Source organism: Pseudomonas sp. FSL R10-2189 (genome assembly GCF_009600325.1).
GTDB classification, from domain to species: domain Bacteria; phylum Pseudomonadota; class Gammaproteobacteria; order Pseudomonadales; family Pseudomonadaceae; genus Aquipseudomonas; species Aquipseudomonas helleri.
This window is the reverse complement of record NZ_WIVZ01000029.1, coordinates 55088-71442: the sequence shown is the minus strand read 5'-3', so window position 1 is coordinate 71442 and position 16355 is coordinate 55088. Positions and strand designations below refer to the sequence as shown.

12 protein-coding genes and 1 pseudogene are annotated in these 16355 nt (G+C 60.3%); 10 read left to right on the top strand and 3 right to left on the bottom strand.

Features of this window, described 5'->3' with window-relative positions; all coding sequences use genetic code 11:
- Both GHO32_RS19345 and aceE read right to left on the bottom strand, forming a co-directional pair.
- The coding region (locus tag GHO32_RS19345; RefSeq protein WP_372239829.1) for a biotin/lipoyl-containing protein at positions 1–318 on the bottom strand (318 nt) is incomplete at its 3' end.
- Positions 319–329: 11 nt separating this feature from the next.
- The gene (gene aceE / locus GHO32_RS19340; RefSeq protein ID WP_153334851.1) at positions 330–2975 is read right to left on the bottom strand and encodes a pyruvate dehydrogenase (acetyl-transferring), homodimeric type; all 2646 of its coding nucleotides are present in this window, start codon (positions 2973–2975) and stop codon (positions 330–332) included.
- A gap of 384 nt (positions 2976–3359) precedes the next feature.
- On the opposite strand from aceE, the gene glnE reads away from it, so the two are divergent.
- The 8 genes from glnE to GHO32_RS19300 all read left to right on the top strand — a co-directional run bounded on the left by glnE (position 3360) and on the right by GHO32_RS19300 (position 13403).
- On the top strand, positions 3360–6302 hold the full coding sequence (glnE, locus tag GHO32_RS19335) for a bifunctional [glutamate--ammonia ligase]-adenylyl-L-tyrosine phosphorylase/[glutamate--ammonia-ligase] adenylyltransferase (RefSeq protein ID WP_153334852.1): 2943 nt from the start codon (positions 3360–3362) through the stop codon (positions 6300–6302).
- A gap of 155 nt (positions 6303–6457) precedes the next feature.
- A complete protein-coding gene (gene waaF, locus GHO32_RS19330; RefSeq protein ID WP_153334853.1) occupies positions 6458–7492 on the top strand; it encodes a lipopolysaccharide heptosyltransferase II in 1035 nt (344 codons plus the stop codon).
- A complete protein-coding gene (waaC, locus tag GHO32_RS19325) occupies positions 7493–8554 on the top strand; it encodes a lipopolysaccharide heptosyltransferase I (RefSeq protein WP_273222351.1) in 1062 nt (353 codons plus the stop codon).
- Positions 8554–9675 (top strand): glycosyltransferase family 4 protein, encoded by a 1122-nt coding sequence (locus GHO32_RS19320; RefSeq protein WP_153334854.1) that lies wholly within the window; start codon positions 8554–8556, stop codon positions 9673–9675. The genes waaC and GHO32_RS19320 overlap by 1 nt, the downstream gene beginning before the upstream one ends.
- A complete protein-coding gene (gene rfaP, locus GHO32_RS19315; protein WP_153334855.1) occupies positions 9675–10481 on the top strand; it encodes a lipopolysaccharide core heptose(I) kinase RfaP in 807 nt (268 codons plus the stop codon). Before GHO32_RS19320 ends, rfaP begins: the two co-directional genes overlap by 1 nt.
- Positions 10481–11215, top strand: a complete 735-nt coding sequence (locus GHO32_RS19310; protein ID WP_123751122.1) for a lipopolysaccharide kinase InaA family protein — start codon at positions 10481–10483, stop codon at positions 11213–11215. Before rfaP ends, GHO32_RS19310 begins: the two co-directional genes overlap by 1 nt.
- Positions 11212–11964, top strand: a complete 753-nt coding sequence (locus tag GHO32_RS19305; protein WP_048366648.1) for a lipopolysaccharide kinase InaA family protein — start codon at positions 11212–11214, stop codon at positions 11962–11964. Before GHO32_RS19310 ends, GHO32_RS19305 begins: the two co-directional genes overlap by 4 nt.
- Positions 11964–13403: a lipopolysaccharide kinase InaA family protein gene (locus GHO32_RS19300; protein ID WP_153334856.1), complete on the top strand. Its 1440-nt coding sequence runs from the start codon at positions 11964–11966 to the stop codon at positions 13401–13403. Before GHO32_RS19305 ends, GHO32_RS19300 begins: the two co-directional genes overlap by 1 nt.
- A 189-nt stretch (positions 13404–13592) precedes the next feature.
- On the opposite strand, the gene GHO32_RS19295 is transcribed toward GHO32_RS19300, so the two are convergent.
- Positions 13593–15671 carry a TonB-dependent receptor gene (locus GHO32_RS19295; protein ID WP_153334857.1) on the bottom strand — a complete coding sequence of 693 codons (2079 nt, stop codon included), beginning with the start codon at positions 15669–15671 and terminating at the stop codon, positions 13593–13595.
- Between the two features lie 175 nt (positions 15672–15846).
- Between GHO32_RS19295 and GHO32_RS19290 the strand changes: the two genes are divergently transcribed.
- Both GHO32_RS19290 and GHO32_RS27235 read left to right on the top strand, forming a co-directional pair.
- Complete coding sequence (locus tag GHO32_RS19290) at positions 15847–16173, top strand: YceK/YidQ family lipoprotein (RefSeq protein ID WP_153334858.1); 327 nt, start codon at positions 15847–15849, stop codon at positions 16171–16173.
- A 36-nt stretch (positions 16174–16209) separates the two neighbouring features.
- Positions 16210–16323 (top strand): annotated as a pseudogene (locus tag GHO32_RS27235) (hypothetical protein); the annotation flags it as partial.
- Positions 16324–16355: the final 32 nt, after the last annotated feature.

Genomic DNA, 16355 nt, shown 5'->3' with positions numbered 1-16355 from the left:
GGCCTCGGCAGCAGGGGCAGCCGCTGGCTTTTCAGCCGCCGCAGCCGGCGCCGGTGCGGCCGCTTCAGGGGCAGGTGCAGCGCCGCCTTCAGCTTCCAGCTCAAGCAGTTCGTCGCCTTCTTTCAAGCGGTCGCCCAGCTTTACTTTCAGGCTTTTGACGATACCGGCTTTAGGCGCAGGGATTTCCATGCTCGCCTTGTCCGATTCCAGCGTCAGAATGCTCTGATCAGCTTCGACACGGTCACCGACCTTTACAAACAGTTCGATGACTTCACCGTCACCGCTGCCGATGTCAGGTACTCGAATGAGTTCGCTCACAAAAATTCTCCTCAGCAGTCCAGTGGGTTGCGTTTTTCCGGGTTGATACCGAACTTGACGATAGCGTCTGCAATCACCTTAGGTTCGATTTCACCACGGTCAGCCAGAGCTTCCAGGGCTGCCAACACCACGAAGTGACGGTCTACTTCAAAGAAGTGACGCAGTTTTTTGCGGCTGTCGCTGCGGCCGAAACCGTCAGTGCCCAGCACTTTGAATTCCTTGACCGGTACCCACTGACGAATCTGTTCAGCGAACAGCTTCATGTAGTCGGTAGAAGCAATCACCGGACCTTTACGGCCAGTCAGGCACTCTTCAACGAAGGTGCGCTGTGGCTTCTGGCCAGGGTGCAGGCGGTTGTGACGCTCAACGGCCAGGCCGTCGCGACGCAGTTCGTTGAAGCTGGTAACGCTCCATACGTCAGCGCCGACGTTGAACTCTTCACGCAGGATTTTCGCCGCTTCACGCACTTCACGCAGGATGGTGCCGGAGCCCATCAGTTGTACGTGGTGAGCCGCTTCCTTGGTGTCTTCTTCCAGCAGGTACATCCCTTTGACGATGCCTTCCTCAACACCGGCCGGCATGGCAGGTTGCTGGTAAGACTCGTTCATCACGGTGATGTAGTAGAAGACGTCCTGTTGCTCTTCGGTCATCTTCTTCATGCCGTCCTGAATGATCACCGCCAGCTCATAGCCGTAGGTTGGGTCATAGGTGCGGCAGTTCGGGATGGTAGCGGCCAGGATGTGGCTGTGACCGTCTTCGTGTTGCAGGCCTTCACCGTTGAGCGTGGTACGCCCGGCGGTGCCGCCAATCAGGAAGCCACGGGTGCGGCTGTCGCCAGCGGCCCAGGCCAGGTCACCAATACGCTGGAAGCCGAACATCGAGTAGAAGATGTAGAACGGTAGCATTGGCTGGTTGTGGTTCGAGTACGAAGTACCGGCCGCGATGAAGGAGCTCATGGCGCCTGCTTCGTTGATGCCTTCTTCGAGGATCTGGCCCTTTTTGTCTTCCTTGTAGAACATCACCTGGTCTTTATCGACTGGCTCGTAGAGCTGGCCGACGGAGGAGTAGATGCCCAACTGACGGAACATGCCTTCCATACCGAAGGTACGGGCTTCGTCCGGGATGATCGGGACGATGCGCTGACCGATGTCCTTGTCCTTCACCAGCTGTGCGAGGATGCGCACGAACGCCATGGTGGTGGAAATTTCACGGTCGCCGGAACCGTCAAGGATGGCCTTGAGGGTGTCCAGTGGCGGAGTCGGAATGCTCAGGCTCTTGGCGCGACGCTGAGGTACGAAACCGCCCAGTGCAGTGCGGCGCTCGCTCAGGTAGCGGGCTTCGGCGCTGCCTTCTTCCGGTTTGAAGAATGGCAGGGACTCGATGTCTTCATCTTTGACCGGGATGTCGAAACGGTCACGGAACAACTTCAGGCTGTCGACATCGACTTTCTTGGTGTTGTGCGCCGTGTTTTTCGCTTCGCCAGCGCCAGTGCCGTAACCCTTGATGGTCTTGGCCAGGATGACGGTTGGCTGGTCTTTGTGGTTGACCGCTTCGTGGTACGCCGCGTAGACCTTGTACGGGTCGTGGCCGCCACGGTTGAGTTTCCAGATCTCGTCGTCGGACAAGTCAGCAACCATCGCCTTGAGTTCTGGCGTGTTGAAGAAGTGTTCACGTACGAACGCGCCGTCTTTGGCTTTGTAGTTCTGGTACTCGCCGTCGATGACTTCGTCCATGCGACGTTGCAGGATGCCGTCGACGTCTTTGGCCAGCAGCGGGTCCCAGAAACGGCCCCAGATGACTTTGGTCACGTTCCACTGAGCACCGCGGAACACGCCTTCGAGTTCCTGGATGATCTTGCCGTTGCCGCGAACCGGGCCGTCGAGGCGCTGCAGGTTGCAGTTGATGACGAAGATCAGGTTGTCGAGGTTTTCGCGGCCAGCCAGGGAGATGGCGCCCAGGGATTCCGGCTCGTCACACTCACCGTCGCCCAGGAAACACCAGACTTTTTGCTTGCCAGCAGGGATGTAACCACGCGATTCCAGGTACTTCATGAAACGCGCCTGGTAGATCGCCTGGATCGGGCCAAGGCCCATGGATACCGTCGGGAACTGCCAGAAATCAGGCATCAGCCAAGGGTGCGGGTAGGACGACAGGCCCTGACCGTCGACTTCCTGGCGGAAGTTGTTCATTTGATCTTCGCTGATGCGACCTTCCATGAACGCACGGGCGTAAACGCCTGGCGAGGTGTGACCCTGGAAGTAGATCAGGTCGCCGCCGTGTTCTTCGGTCGGAGCCTGGAAGAAGTAGTTGAAGCCGATGTCATACAGGGTTGCGCTGGAAGCGAAGCTGGAGATATGACCGCCCAGGTCAGAATCTTTCAAGTTCGTGCGCATAACCATAGCCATGGCGTTCCAGCGTACCAGCGAGCGAATGCGGCGTTCCATGAACAGGTCGCCAGGCATGCGTGCTTCGTGGGTAACAGGAATCGTGTTGCGGTATGGAGTCGTGATGGCGTACGGGAGTTGCGAACCGGTGCGAGTAGCGAGCTCACCCATACGGGTCATCAGATAGTGAGCACGGTCTTCGCCTTCTTTGTCGAGAACCGATTCCAGGGCGTCCAGCCATTCCTGGGTTTCGACGGGATCGAGGTCTTGCATGGCTTGCTCCAGGGCGGAAAGGCTTCCAGAATCGGTTGCCTGAGTTTGCGACTGGCCTTGTGGGCAGACGACATAAATTCTTGGATGACCGGAAGGTTGATTCCGGCGTTGTGTAGTTTTACTACAAATCGTTGCTCATTTCAGCCTTTCGAGTGTTTGACTCAGTAGTAAAACTACAGGGAAGCCTTCGAAGGTCACCTGTTGGGTTGTGCGATAAATCGATATTGTTGGTTCTGTGTTTGGTATTTGGCCGTTGCGACAATGTTTTTTTGCTAAAGAATCACGTTTTTAAGCTATTTATAACCTTTGTTCGACAGTCGGGTTTAACCGCTGTTTCTTCCAGTCACCGTACTCGGCAATACCATCGCCGATCAAGGATAGACCATGAGCCTTCCCTCGCTTGCCGCAATCCCCTCCCTTTTATTGCCCCTTGCCAGCCGCGCCGAGCAGTCCTGGCGCAGTGCCGTGGCCGGTCTGGAAGGCGAACAGGGACTCGACGAATGGTCGTCTGAACGCTGGTCAGACTTTGCCCGGGTGAGTGCGGCAAGCGACTTCTTTATTGAACAGGTGTTACGTGACCCTTTGATGTTGCTGGAACTGGTGAGCTGGGGTGAACTGGACCGCAGCTTCGCCCCCGGCGAGTTGTGCGGGCAGATTGCCGAAGCCGCCCAGCAGGCGCAAACCGACGAAGAACTGGGCCGCGCCCTGCGCCGCCAGCGCACGCGCCAGCAAGTGCGGATTATCTGGCGTGATTTGACCCGCCAGGCCGACCTGATAGAAACCTGCCGCGATTTGTCGGACATGGCCGATGCGAGCATTGATCAAGCCTACCGCTGGTTGTATGAGCGCCATTGCCAGCAGTTCGGCACGCCCATCGGGCACCGCAGCGGCGAGCCGCAATCGATGGTGATTTTGGGCATGGGCAAGCTCGGCGCCGTCGAACTGAACCTGTCGTCGGATATCGACCTGATTTTCGCCTATCCCGAGGGCGGCGAAACCGTTGGCGCCAAGCGCCCGCTGGATAACCAGGAGTTCTTTATTCGCCTGGGCCAGCGCTTGATCAAGGCGCTGGACCCGATGACCGTCGACGGTTTTGTGTTTCGCGTTGACATGCGCCTGCGGCCGTACGGCTCGTCGGGCGCGCTGGTGCTGAGCTTTAACGCGCTGGAGCAGTATTACCAGGACCAGGGCCGCGACTGGGAACGCTACGCGATGATCAAGGCGCGGGTGGTGGCCGGTGATCAGGTGGCTGGCGCGCAGTTGCTCGACTTGCTGCGCCCGTTTGTCTATCGGCGCTACCTCGACTTCTCGGCCATCGAAGCGCTGCGCACCATGAAGCAGTTGATCCAGCAAGAAGTACGGCGCAAAGGCATGGCCGACAACATCAAGCTGGGCGCGGGCGGGATTCGTGAAGTCGAGTTTATTGCCCAGGCGTTCCAGTTGATCCACGGCGGGCGCGACCTCAGCCTGCAACAGCGGCCGCTGCTTAAAGTGCTGAGTATCCTTGAGGGGCAAGGCTACCTGCCGGCTGCGGTGGTCAATGAGTTGCGCGAAGGCTATGAATTTTTGCGTTACACCGAGCACGCGATCCAGGCCATTGCCGACCGTCAGACGCAAATGCTCCCGGACGGCGAACAGGATCAGGCGCGCATCGCCTTTATGATGGGCTTTGACACGTGGGCGCAGTTCCATGAGCAACTGATGGCGTGGCGTGGGCGTATCGACTGGCATTTCCGTCAGGTCATTGCCGACCCGGACGAGGAAGAAGACCTCGACGAAGGCGAGCTGATCGTCGGCGGCGAGTGGTTGCCGTTGTGGGAAGAAGTCCAGGATGACGCAGCAGCCTGTGCGCAACTAGAAGAAGCCGGGTTTGTCGATGCGCCCAAAGCCTTGAAACAACTGGCCAACCTGCGTTCCAGCCCGCAGTTGCGCGCCATGCAGCGTTTGGGCCGTGAGCGTCTGGATGCGTTTATCCCGCGTTTGCTGGCGCAGGCGGTGGAACATGCCAACCCGGACCTGGTGCTGGAGCGTGTGTTGCCGCTGGTTGAGGCCGTGGCCCGACGGTCGGCGTATCTGGTGTTGCTGACCGAAAACCCGGACGCACTGCGCCGTCTGCTGACTTTGTGCGCGGCCAGCCCGTGGATCGCCGAGCAAATCACCCGCTTCCCGCTGCTGCTCGATGAGTTGCTCAACGAAGGGCGCCTGTTCAAGCCACCGTTGGCGCCCGAGTTGGCCGCCGAGTTGCGCGAGCGGCTCACGCGCATCCCCGAGGACGACCTTGAACAGCAGATGGAAGCGCTGCGTAACTTCAAACTGGCGCACCGCCTGCGGGTTGCGGCCTCAGAAATCGCCGGCAGCTTGCCGCTGATGAAGGTCAGCGATTACCTGACCTGGCTGGCCGAGGCGATTCTGGAGCAAGTGCTGGCCCTGGCCTGGCGCCAAACCGTGGCCAAGTACGGCACGCCGCAGCGGGCGGACGGCAGCCTGTGCGACCCCGGCTTTATTATTGTGGGCTACGGCAAAGTCGGCGGTATCGAGTTGGGCCACGGCTCGGACCTGGACCTGGTGTTTATCCATGACGGCGACCCCAACGCCGAAACCGACGGCGCCAAGCCCATCGACAGCGCGCAGTTCTTCACCCGGCTGGGCCAGCGGATCATCCATTTGCTCACCGCGCAAACCAACTCCGGCCAGCTCTATGAAGTCGACATGCGCCTGCGTCCGTCAGGCGCTTCCGGGTTGTTGGTCAGCTCGCTCGGGGCCTTTGAGCGCTATCAACAGAACGAAGCCTGGACCTGGGAGCATCAAGCGCTGGTGCGGGCGCGGGTGCTGGTGGGCTGCAAGCAGGTCGGCGCGGCCTTTGAAGCCGTGCGGGCGCAGGTGTTGGGCCGCGAGCGGGATTTGCCGACGCTGCGCCAGGAAGTCAGCGAGATGCGCGCCAAAATGCGCGACAACCTGGGCACCCGGCTGACCGCTGCCGGGACGGCGCAGAATGCCTTCGAGGCCACGGTGCCGTTCGACCTCAAGCAGGACGCCGGAGGTATCGTCGATATTGAATTTATGGTGCAATACGCGGCCCTGGCGTGGTCCAGGGAACACCCGGAACTGCTGCGCTATACCGATAACATCCGCATTCTGGAAGGGCTGGAACAGGCCGGGCTGATGCCCGCCAGTGATGCCAGCCTGTTGCGTGAGGCGTACAAAGCCTTCCGCGCCGTCGCCCACCGCCAGGCCTTGCAAAAGGAAGCCGGGGTGGTCAGCGGCGACCAATTGGTGGAAGCGCGACGAGATGTTCGGCGTATATGGGCGCAACTGGGCTTGAGCTAAGCTACGGCTAGCAATTACAGCGGGGAGGCAAGCGTCTGAAGCCGTCAGTAAGTGAACGTTACCTACTGTAGGAGCGAGCTTGCTCCTACCAGTGTGGTGGTGGCTTGACTGACGAGCATCAGGCCACTGCCTCCCTTGCTTGTTTATGGAAACTTATGAATATTTTGATCGTTGGGCCCAGCTGGGTCGGTGACATGGTGATGGCGCAGACACTGTTCCAGTGCCTGAAAAAGCGCCACCCACAGTGCGAAATCGATGTGCTGGCCCCCGAGTGGAGCCGGCCCATCCTTGAGCGCATGCCTGAAGTTCGCAAGGCCTTGAGCTTCCCGCTCGGCCATGGCGCGCTGGAACTGGCCACGCGACGCAAGATCGGCAAGTCCCTCAAGGGCCAATACGATCAGGCCATTTTGCTGCCCAACTCGTTGAAGTCGGCGCTGGTGCCGTTTTTCGCCGGTATTGCCAAGCGCACCGGCTGGCGCGGCGAGTTCCGTTACGGGCTGCTCAATGATGTGCGCACGCTGGACAAACAACGCTACCCGTTAATGATTGAGCGCTTTATGGCGCTGGCCTATGAGCCGGGTGCCGACCTGCCCAAGCCGTATCCGCGCCCCGATCTGCAAATCGAGCCGCAAAGCCGCGAGGCCGCCCTGAGCAAGTTCGGCCTGGCGCTGGACCGTCCGGTGCTGGCGCTGTGCCCCGGCGCCGAGTTTGGCGAGTCCAAACGCTGGCCGTCCGAGCATTACGCCAAAGTCGCCGAGCAAAAGATCCGAGAAGGCTGGCAAGTGTGGCTGTTTGGTTCGAAAAACGATCACAGCGTCGGTGAAGACATCCGCGCCCGTTTGATTCCGGGCCTTCGCGAAGAGTCCGTCAACCTCAGCGGTGAAACCTCACTGGCCGAAGCCATTGACCTGCTGTCGTGCGCAGACGCCGTGGTGTCCAACGATTCCGGGCTGATGCACGTGGCCGCGGCGCTCAATCGCCCGCTGGTGGCGGTGTACGGTTCGACCTCGCCGGGCTTTACCCCGCCGTTGGCCGACCAGGTTGAAGTGGTGCGTCTGGGCCTGGAATGCAGCCCGTGCTTTGAGCGCACCTGCCGTTTCGGCCACTACAATTGCTTGCGCGAACTGATGCCGGCGCCGGTGATTGAAGCCTTGCAACGCCTGCAGGTCACCCCGGTCGAGGTCAACTAGGTGCGTGTTCTGTTGGTGAAAACCTCATCCCTTGGGGATGTGATTCATGCCTTGCCGGCGCTGACCGATGCGGCCCGGGCCATTCCGGGCATCACCTTTGACTGGGTGGTGGAAGAAGGCTTTGCTGAAATCCCGACCTGGCACCCGGCCGTGGGCAAAGTGATTCCGGTGGCGATCCGCCGCTGGCGCAAAAACATCTGGGAAACCCTCAAGAGCGGCGAGTGGAAGCGCTTCAAGCAAGCCCTGCGCGCCGAAAAATATGATCTGGTTATCGACGCCCAAGGGCTGGTCAAAAGTGCTTTTTTGACCCGCTACGTCAAGGCGCCGGTGGCCGGGCTGGACAAACACTCCGCCCGTGAGCCGCTGGCCAGCCACTTTTATCAGCGCCGCCTGGCCGTGGCCCGTGGGCAGCATGCGGTCGAGCGTTTGCGCCAATTGTTTGCCGTCGCGCTGGGCTATGACCTGCCCAAAGGGCTGGGCGATTACGGCCTCGATGTTGAGCGCCTGGTTGAATTACCGCGTAACAAACCCTATGCAGTGTTCTTGCATGGCACCACGTGGGACACCAAACACTGGCCCGAAACCTACTGGCGCGATTTGACGGTGCGCATGGGCCATTTGGGCCTCGAAGTGCGCCTGCCGTGGGGCAACCCGGCTGAAAAGGCCCGTGCTGAACGCATTGCCAGCGGTCTGAAAAACGCCGTGGTCCTGCCCAAACTGAACCTTGCAGGCGTGGCCAAAGTGCTGGCCAATGCCAGCGCATGCGTGGCGGTGGACACCGGGCTGGGGCATTTGGCAGCAGCACTGGATGTGCCGACCATTTCCCTGTTTGGCCCCACCAACCCAGGGCTTACGGGCGCGTACGGCAAGGTGCAGATCCACCTGGCCAGCGATTTCCCGTGTGCGCCGTGCCTGCAGAAAAAATGCACTTACCAGCCGACTGCACAGGACCAGCAGCGGTTTGATCTGAAAAACGAGTGGCCGTTGTGCTTCACTCGTCTGAACCCTGAGCGTGTCGCAAGTCGATTAAGCACGTTGTTACTGGCTGAGGAACTGCGCTGATGCAACTGGCTTTTGTGCTGTACAAATACTTCCCGTTTGGCGGGCTGCAACGCGATTTCATGCGCATTGCGCTGGAGTGCCAGAAGCGTGGGCACCAGATCCGTGTGTACACGATGATCTGGGAAGGCGATATCCCGCCCGGCTTCGAAGTGCTGGTGGCGCCGGTCAAGGCGTTCCATAACCACACCCGTAACGAAAAAATGCTCGCCTGGATGCAGGCCGATCTGGCCAAGCGCCCGGTCGACCGTCTGATTGGCTTCAATAAAATGCCCGGCCTGGACGTGTACTACGCCGCCGACGGCTGCTTTGAAGACAAGGCGCAAAACCTGCGCCACTCGTTCTACCGCTTCTTCAAGCGCTACAAGCACTTTGCTGAATACGAGCGCGCGGTGTTCGACAAGAACGCCAAGACGGAAATCCTGATGATTTCTGAGGTCCAGCAGCCGCTGTTCATCAAACATTACGACACCCCATTGCAGCGCTTCCATTTGCTGCCGCCGGGCATTGCGCTGGACCGTCGTGCGCCGCCGAATGCGGCTGAGATTCGCGCCGAGTTCCGCCGCGAATTCAACCTGACCGACGACGACCTGTTGCTGGTGCAAATCGGCTCGGGGTTCAAGACCAAAGGCGTCGACCGCAGCCTCAAAGCCCTCGCGGCGTTGCCGTCCGAGCTTAAAAAGCGCACCAAACTGTTGGTGATTGGCCAGGACGACCCCAAGGTTTTTCAATTGCAAAGCGCCACATTGGGGCTGGGCGAGCACGTGCAGTTTCTTAAAGGGCGCAGCGACATCCCGCGCTTCCTGCTGGGCGCTGACGTGCTGATCCACCCGGCCTACAACGAAAACACCGGCACCGTTCTGCTTGAAGCCTTGGTGGCGGGTTTGCCGGTATTGGTCAGCGCGGTGTGTGGCTATGCCCATTACATCAGCGACGCCGATGCGGGCCTGGTGCTGGACGAACCGTTCGAACAGACGCAACTCAATGATTATCTGACCCACATGTTGTCCGACGATGCTGCGCGCGCGGCCTGGAGCCAAAATGGCCTGGCCTACGCGCAGACGGCCGACCTCTATAGCATGCCGCAGCATGCTGCGGATGTGATTCTGGCGGAGCAACACTGATGAAACTGATACTTGCCGAACCTTTCAAACGCTTGTGGGATGGGCGCGATGCGTTCACCGAAGTCGAGCAGTTGAGCGGTGAGGTTTACCGCGAACTGGACGGCCGCCGTACCTTGCGTACGGAAGTCGACGGGCGCGGTTACTTTGTGAAGATCCACCGTGGCATTGGTTGGGGAGAAGTGTTCAAAAACTTGCTCACCGCTAAACTGCCGGTGCTCGGTGCCGGCCAGGAATGGCGGGCGATCAAGCGTTTGCACGAAGTCGGTGTGCCGACCATGACCGCTGTGGCCTATGGCGAGAAGGGCAGCAACCCGGCCCAGCAACACTCGTTCATCATCACTGAAGAGCTGGCGCCGACCGTCAGCCTTGAAGACTTCAGCCTCAATTGGCTCAAGCAGCCGCCGCAGCCCAGGCTCAAGCGTGCGTTGATCGCCGAAGTGGCACGCATGACCGGCATGATGCACCGCGCGGGCGTTAACCACCGCGATTGCTACATCTGCCACTTCTTGTTGCACACCGACACGCCGGTGACCGCTGACAACCTGCGCCTGTCGGTCATCGACCTGCACCGCGCCCAGACCCGCGCCGTGATCAGCCGCCGCTGGCGCAACAAAGACCTGGCCGCGCTGTACTTTTCGGCGCTGGACATTGGCCTGACCCAACGCGACAAACTGCGCTTTTTGCGCGGTTACTTCCAGATGCCGCTGCGCCAGATCCTGCGCGAAGAAGCGCGTTTGCTGGCCTGGCTCGAAGGCAAGGCGCAAAAACTCTACGAGCGCAAAGTGCGCTATGGAGATGCACTGTAATGGCGGGTTGGACTCTGGAACCCGCTTACCGCGCGTTGGCACATGATTTTGGCAGTCTCGATGCGGTGTTTGCCCTGCAAGGCGAACACCTGACCCGCGATCCGTTGTCGCAAGTGATCCGCGTCGAGCGTGATGGCGTCAATTACTACGTCAAGCGCTACACCGGCGCGGGCAAAGGGCTGCGCCGCTATCTGGGGCGCCCGCGGGTGAAGTCCGAATGGCAGAACCTCAAGCGTTTTGCCAAGTGGGGCATCCCGACCGCCGAAGTAGTGGCCTGGGGCCTGGAGCGTAAATGCTTTGCCTACGCCCGTGGCGCGATGATTACCCGCGAACTGCCCAACACCCGCGATTTGTCGGAGTTGGCGGACAACAACGACCCGCTGCTCAAGGACCGTGCCTGGGTCGATGGTGTCAGCCGCCAACTGGCGCGCTACACCAAGACCATGCACGACCATCGCTTTACCCATAACGATTTGAAGTGGCGCAACCTGCTGATCGACGATCAGGCGCGTCTGTACTTGATCGACTGCCCCAACGGCGACTTCTGGCGCGGTTTCTGGCTCAAGTACCGGATCACCAAAGACTTGGCGTGCCTCGACAAAGTGGCCAAATACCACCTGACAGCCACCCAGCGTTTGCGGTTTTATTTTCAATACACCGGGCGCACCACACTCAACGCGGCGGACAAAGAGCGGGTCCGCCATATCGTGCGTTTTTTTGAGGGCCGGGAATGACTGATTTTTTGGCAGGAGCCGAACGGGGTTTGCTGGAACGCAATGGATTGGCGGACTTCGACGCCCTGTGGAACCTGCAACTGGACGCGGTCGATGAGCCCAACACCAGCCGTGGCGGCTGGAGCACGGTGTTTCGCATGGACCTCGAAGGCCAGGGCTTTTACCTCAAGCGCCAGAGCAATTACCTGACCCGTACCTTGCACAGCCCGTTGGGCGAGCCGAGCTTTGCCCGCGAGTTTCGCAATATCCAGCGTTACCAGCAGTTGGGCATTCCGGCGCTGGAAGCGGTGTTCTTTGGTGAGCGTAAAGTCGCTGGCGAGCGTCGGGCTATTCTGATGACCCGCGCGTTGGACGGCTGGAACGACCTCGATTCCCTGCTCGAACACTGGCCTCAATTGACCCACGCGCAGCAGCAAGCGATCTTGCGCACCTGCGGTCAGTTGGCGCGTCAACTGCACGCTGCGCGTCAGGTGCATGGCTGTTTTTACCCCAAGCACATCTTCTTGCAGGCAGACGGCGAGGGCTATCGCGCCCAGTTGATCGACCTGGAAAAAACCCGGCCCTTGCTGCTGGGCCAGCGTGACCGGGTCAAAGACATCGAGCCGTTGTTGCGCCGGGCTCAGGTCTGGAACGCCGATGACGTGCGCACGCTGCTTGCGGCGTACCTCGAACAGCCGGTCGAGAGCGGTTTGGTCGATGCCTGGTTTGAGCGTTTGAATGTTCGTCGCAGCCACAAGGAGAGCCGCTGATGCGCTTGTCCGAATTGCAAAAGGCCGGGCGCACGCCGTCGTTGCCGCTGAGCATTGAACTGGCTGACGCCGCCGGGCCTGCGCAATTGCAACTGTTGAGCCTGCTGCGGGTGTTGCCGGGGCAGCGCTACGTGGGTGCCGGGGTGTGGCGCGGGCGTACCGTGCTGGCCAAATTAATGGTCGGCAGCAAGGCGGCGCGCAACTTTCAGCGAGAACTGACGGGTGTGCGCCTGTTGGCAGAGCAAGGCCTGACCACGCCGCAACTGCTGGCCGACGGTCTGCAAGAAGGCGAGGGCGGCTGGCTGCTGTTTGAGTTTCTTGAGGGTGCGCAAAGCCTGGGCGATGCCTGGAACGCAGTTGCGGCGTTGCCGGTGTTGGCCGACGAGCAACAGGCGGTGCTGGCCGAGGCGCTGGAAGCGATCGGGCAGATGCACCTCAAGGGCCTGTGGCAAGAAGACCTGCACCTGGACAACCTGCTGCGCTGCAACGGCAAACTGTATTTGATCGACGGCGCAGGTATTTGCGTTGAAGAGGCGGGCAAACCGCTGTCGCGGCAAAAAGTGCTGGAAAACCTTGGGGTGTTCTTCGCTCAACTGCCTAAAAGCCTTGAGCCGTTTATCGAAGAACTGCTGGTGCATTACCTGCTAAGCAACGGCGAACACGCCTTGCCACTGGAGGCACTGCTCAAGCAGGTCGAAAAAGTCCGCGCCTGGCGCCTCAACGACTTCATGAACAAAGTAGGCCGCGACTGCACCTTGTTCAGCGTGCAAAGCGGGGCGTTTGCCTTGCGCGCATTTGCCCGCGAAGAAGAAACGGCGATGTTGCCCGTCGTGACCAAAGCCGATGCGTTGCTCGATCAGGGCCATCTGTACAAAACCGGCGGCGCGGCCAGCGTGGGCAAGGTTGAAGTGGCGGGCCGCAGCCTGGTGGTCAAGCGCTACAACATCAAAGGCTTTGCCCACTGGCTTAAACGCTTTTGGCGCCCGAGCCGGGCATGGCATTCATGGCAGGAAGGCAATCGGCTGCTGTTTCTCGGCATCGCCACGCCCAAGCCGCTGGCGCTGCTGGAAACCCGCTTTTTGTGGTTGCGTGGCAAGGCGTATCTGGTCACCGAATACCTGCCCGGCCCGGACATCATCGAGCGTTTTGCGCCGTATCAAGACAGTGGCGACGCCCCGCAAGCCGAATTGCAGGCACTGGACCAGTTGTTTGCCGACCTGATTCGCGAGCGCATCAGCCACGGCGACCTTAAAGGCCATAACGTGTTCTGGGCGGACGGGCGCTGGGCCTTGATTGACCTGGACTCCATGTGCCAGCACTCATCGCCAGGCAGCTTCGCCACGGCCTACGCCCGCGACCGCGCGCGCTTTATGCGCAACTGGCCAGCGAGCAGCGCGTTGCATCACGTGATTGATGAGCGTTTGCCCAAAGCGGTGTAACCCAGCTCTGTGGGCGCTGCTGCCCCGTCTTCGACGCCGCGTTGTCGCGCAGCAAACAGGCCACCGATAATCGACAGCATCCTCCAATCGGTTCCCTCTCCTTCGGGAGAGGGCTAGGGTGAGGGGGCTCTTGGATCAAGATCAAAAGATCGCGAGGCAAGCTCGCTCCTACAAGGTGTTTGGCGCGACTTAGAAGCTATATTGCGCCCCGGCGCCGGCGTACCACGAGCGGCCCGGTGCGGCTTCGTAGAAGCGGTTGTTGCCGTCGGCAACGATCACTGAGCCCACGTATTGGCGGTCCAGCAGGTTGTCCAGGCGCAAGGTCTGGTGGAAGGTCCAGTGATCAACCTTTTGCTCAAACTTCGCGCGCCAGTTGAACACGCTGTAGGCCGGTGCGGCTTTTTGCGTGTTGGTGTCTTCGACGTAGACCTTGCTGCGGTACATGCCTTCGATGGCGGTGCTGACCCAGTCGGCAGGTTTCCAGTTCACTTCGGCAAACAAAGTGGTCTGCGGCACGCCCGGCAGGTCGTTGCCTTTATCAATGAGGCCTTTGGGGCTGGTGAAGTCGCGGTCATAGGTGGCTTGCAGCCGGGTGTAGGCCAGGGTGGTGGTCCAGTCGTCGGCAAGCTGGCTTTCGACCCCCAGTTCGAAGCCGCGTCGCAGGGTGCGGCCCGCGTTCTGGTAGGTGGTGCGCCCGCCGGTATTGCTCAGCACCACCAGTTCGTCGGAGGTGGTGATCTGGAAGATGGCGGCATTGATGCGCGTGTTGGCGAGTTGAGCTTTCAAGCCCATTTCGTACTGCGTGCTTTCAGACGGTTTGAGGCCAAAGTTGAAGCCATTGCCGTTTGGCGAGTAGGCCAATTCCGCCTGAGTTGGTGTTTCAAAGCCTTTGCCCGCGCTGACATAACCATGCAGCTCTGGGGTGAAGGCGTACATCACACTCATCGAGGGCGTGGCTTTTTCGTAGCGCTTGGTGCCGCTGTCGTCGCCGTTGCTCAAAAATTGATCATGCACGTCCAGTTCCATGGTGCTGTAGCGCAGCCCGGCCTGGACGGTCCAGTTGTCGATGGCCCAGTTGGCCTGCACGTACGGGTCGAGGCTGCGGGCGGTGTCGATTTCGTCGCGCACCAGCGCGCCTTTCACGCCCAGTTGGTCGCCCACAAAGTTTTGATAGCCGTGGCGGCTGTCCCGGCTCTGGTCGTAGTCCAGCCCGCCAATCAGGGTCAGGTCGCCGGGCACGCTGTGTACCGGTTGCAGCCAGCGCAGGCTGCCGCCATAGAACTTGCGATCGAATTGCACCACGCCGCCGCCCTGGTTGTTGCCGGGCGTGCCTTTGGGGATCGCCAGGTACTGGATCACGCTGCGGGTGCCGTTGTAGGCATTGACCTGCAAGGTGGCATCGCCGAAGTAACGCTCGTAGTTCATGCCCACTTGTTGATGGTCGATGCTTTTACGGGTGTTGTAGGTCAGTGCCGCCGGTGTCACCGAACGTGGGTCGGCTTTGTAGGCTGCCCAGGTTTGCCCCAGCGGGTCTTGGGTGCCGTTTTGCTCCAGGCTGCTGTAAATCAGCGCCAGTTTGCTGTCTTCGTCGGGCTTTAAGTTGAGCTTGGCAAAGGTCTGGTCGCGGCGGGCGGCGCTGTGGTCGCGGTAGCCGTCGGTGTCCATGCGCGATGCGTCGAGCACAAAGCCTACGTCGTCTGTCGCGCCTTCGGCCGTGAGGTGGTTTTTGCTCATGCCGTCGCTGCCCACCAGGGTTTCGGCGCCGATGCGCGGCGGCCCTTCGCCATCGCGGGAGAACATTTGAATCACCCCGCCCGCATTGCTGCCGTACAGCGTGGCCGCCGGGCCGCGCAGCACTTCGATGCGCTCGGCGGTGTCGAGGTTAAAGGTCGCGGCCTGGCCTTGACCGTCCGGGGTGCTGGCCGGGATGCCGTCGGCAATCAGCTTGATGCCGCGCACGCCAAACGCCGAGCGTGCTCCAAACCCACGGGACGAGATTTGCAGATCCTGCGCGTAGTTCTGCCGGTTTTGCACCACCAGCCCCGGCACGCGGGACAGCACTTCTGAGGCATTGATGCCCAATTGGCCATCGCTGATCTGCTGCTGGTTGATGCTGTCGACCGAGTAAGGCAGATCAAAACTGGGGCTGGCGCTGCGCGAACCGGTAATGACGCTGGGGTCCAGTTCCAGGGTTTCGGCGAAGCTGGCGGGGGCGAGGCAAAGCCCCGGGAGCAACAGGGCAAAGCGGGCAGGAGCAAAAAAATTCATGGGCGGTATCGGGGTTCCGTGTGACGCGACCCGTCTGGGCGACGGGTATCAGGCTAGCAGAGGGCGGGTAGTTTAGCGGTGTAAGAGGCTTCATACGAAAACTTAGGAAGCCATCACCTGCGATTAGCCGCAGCCGGATGCTAGGTTGCGAGGTCATTTTTCAGGAGCCAATGCGATGACCGGCAAATTCGTGCTGCTGTGTGTCGTGCCTTGCTTTTTGTTGGGGTGTGGGTCCGTCAAGACCTTATTCGGCAGTGATGAGAGCATCCGTCGGGACCTTAAAAAACAGCGCAGTTACTGTGACTCGGTGACCCGTGTCTACAGCGGCGTGGCGTTTGATTTATGCGTGCTGAATGCGCCGCCCAATACCACCAGCGGTGTGCCCAGCGGGTTTGTGCCGATTTTCTTTTTTGACGTGCTGGCCTGTGCGGTGGTCGACACGGTTGCGTTCCCCTATACGATTTTCCAGCAAAGCCGCGAGGGCAGTCTCTTGTTGAGGTAGGCAGGCGGGCGCCAGGGCGTGGCAAATCGCGCTGGGTCATTCCCGTTCGCACCTGTCAGCTTGTTCGGCAAGGCCCGCTGGCACTACGCCAAGCGCTACTGGTACGCCTCGGACCGCGCCCTTGACGCGACCTGTCTGAGCGAAGAAAAGGTTTTTTGTGAATGTTCACCCAATTAGGACGC

What these genes read in the sequence shown, in the direction of transcription:
- GHO32_RS19305 (WP_048366648.1), top strand. Translation starts at nt 11,212, where the DNA reads ATGACTGATTTTTTGGCAGGAGCCGAACGGGGTTTGCTGGAACGCAAT.
- GHO32_RS19300 (WP_153334856.1), top strand. Translation starts at nt 11,964, where the DNA reads ATGCGCTTGTCCGAATTGCAAAAGGCCGGGCGCACGCCGTCGTTGCCG.
- glnE (WP_153334852.1), top strand. Translation starts at nt 3,360, where the DNA reads ATGAGCCTTCCCTCGCTTGCCGCAATCCCCTCCCTTTTATTGCCCCTT.
- aceE (WP_153334851.1), bottom strand. Translation starts at nt 2,975, where the DNA reads ATGCAAGACCTCGATCCCGTCGAAACCCAGGAATGGCTGGACGCCCTG.
- GHO32_RS19295 (WP_153334857.1), bottom strand. Translation starts at nt 15,671, where the DNA reads ATGAATTTTTTTGCTCCTGCCCGCTTTGCCCTGTTGCTCCCGGGGCTT.
- GHO32_RS19320 (WP_153334854.1), top strand. Translation starts at nt 8,554, where the DNA reads ATGCAACTGGCTTTTGTGCTGTACAAATACTTCCCGTTTGGCGGGCTG.
- rfaP (WP_153334855.1), top strand. Translation starts at nt 9,675, where the DNA reads ATGAAACTGATACTTGCCGAACCTTTCAAACGCTTGTGGGATGGGCGC.
- waaF (WP_153334853.1), top strand. Translation starts at nt 6,458, where the DNA reads ATGAATATTTTGATCGTTGGGCCCAGCTGGGTCGGTGACATGGTGATG.
- GHO32_RS19310 (WP_123751122.1), top strand. Translation starts at nt 10,481, where the DNA reads ATGGCGGGTTGGACTCTGGAACCCGCTTACCGCGCGTTGGCACATGAT.
- GHO32_RS19290 (WP_153334858.1), top strand. Translation starts at nt 15,847, where the DNA reads ATGACCGGCAAATTCGTGCTGCTGTGTGTCGTGCCTTGCTTTTTGTTG.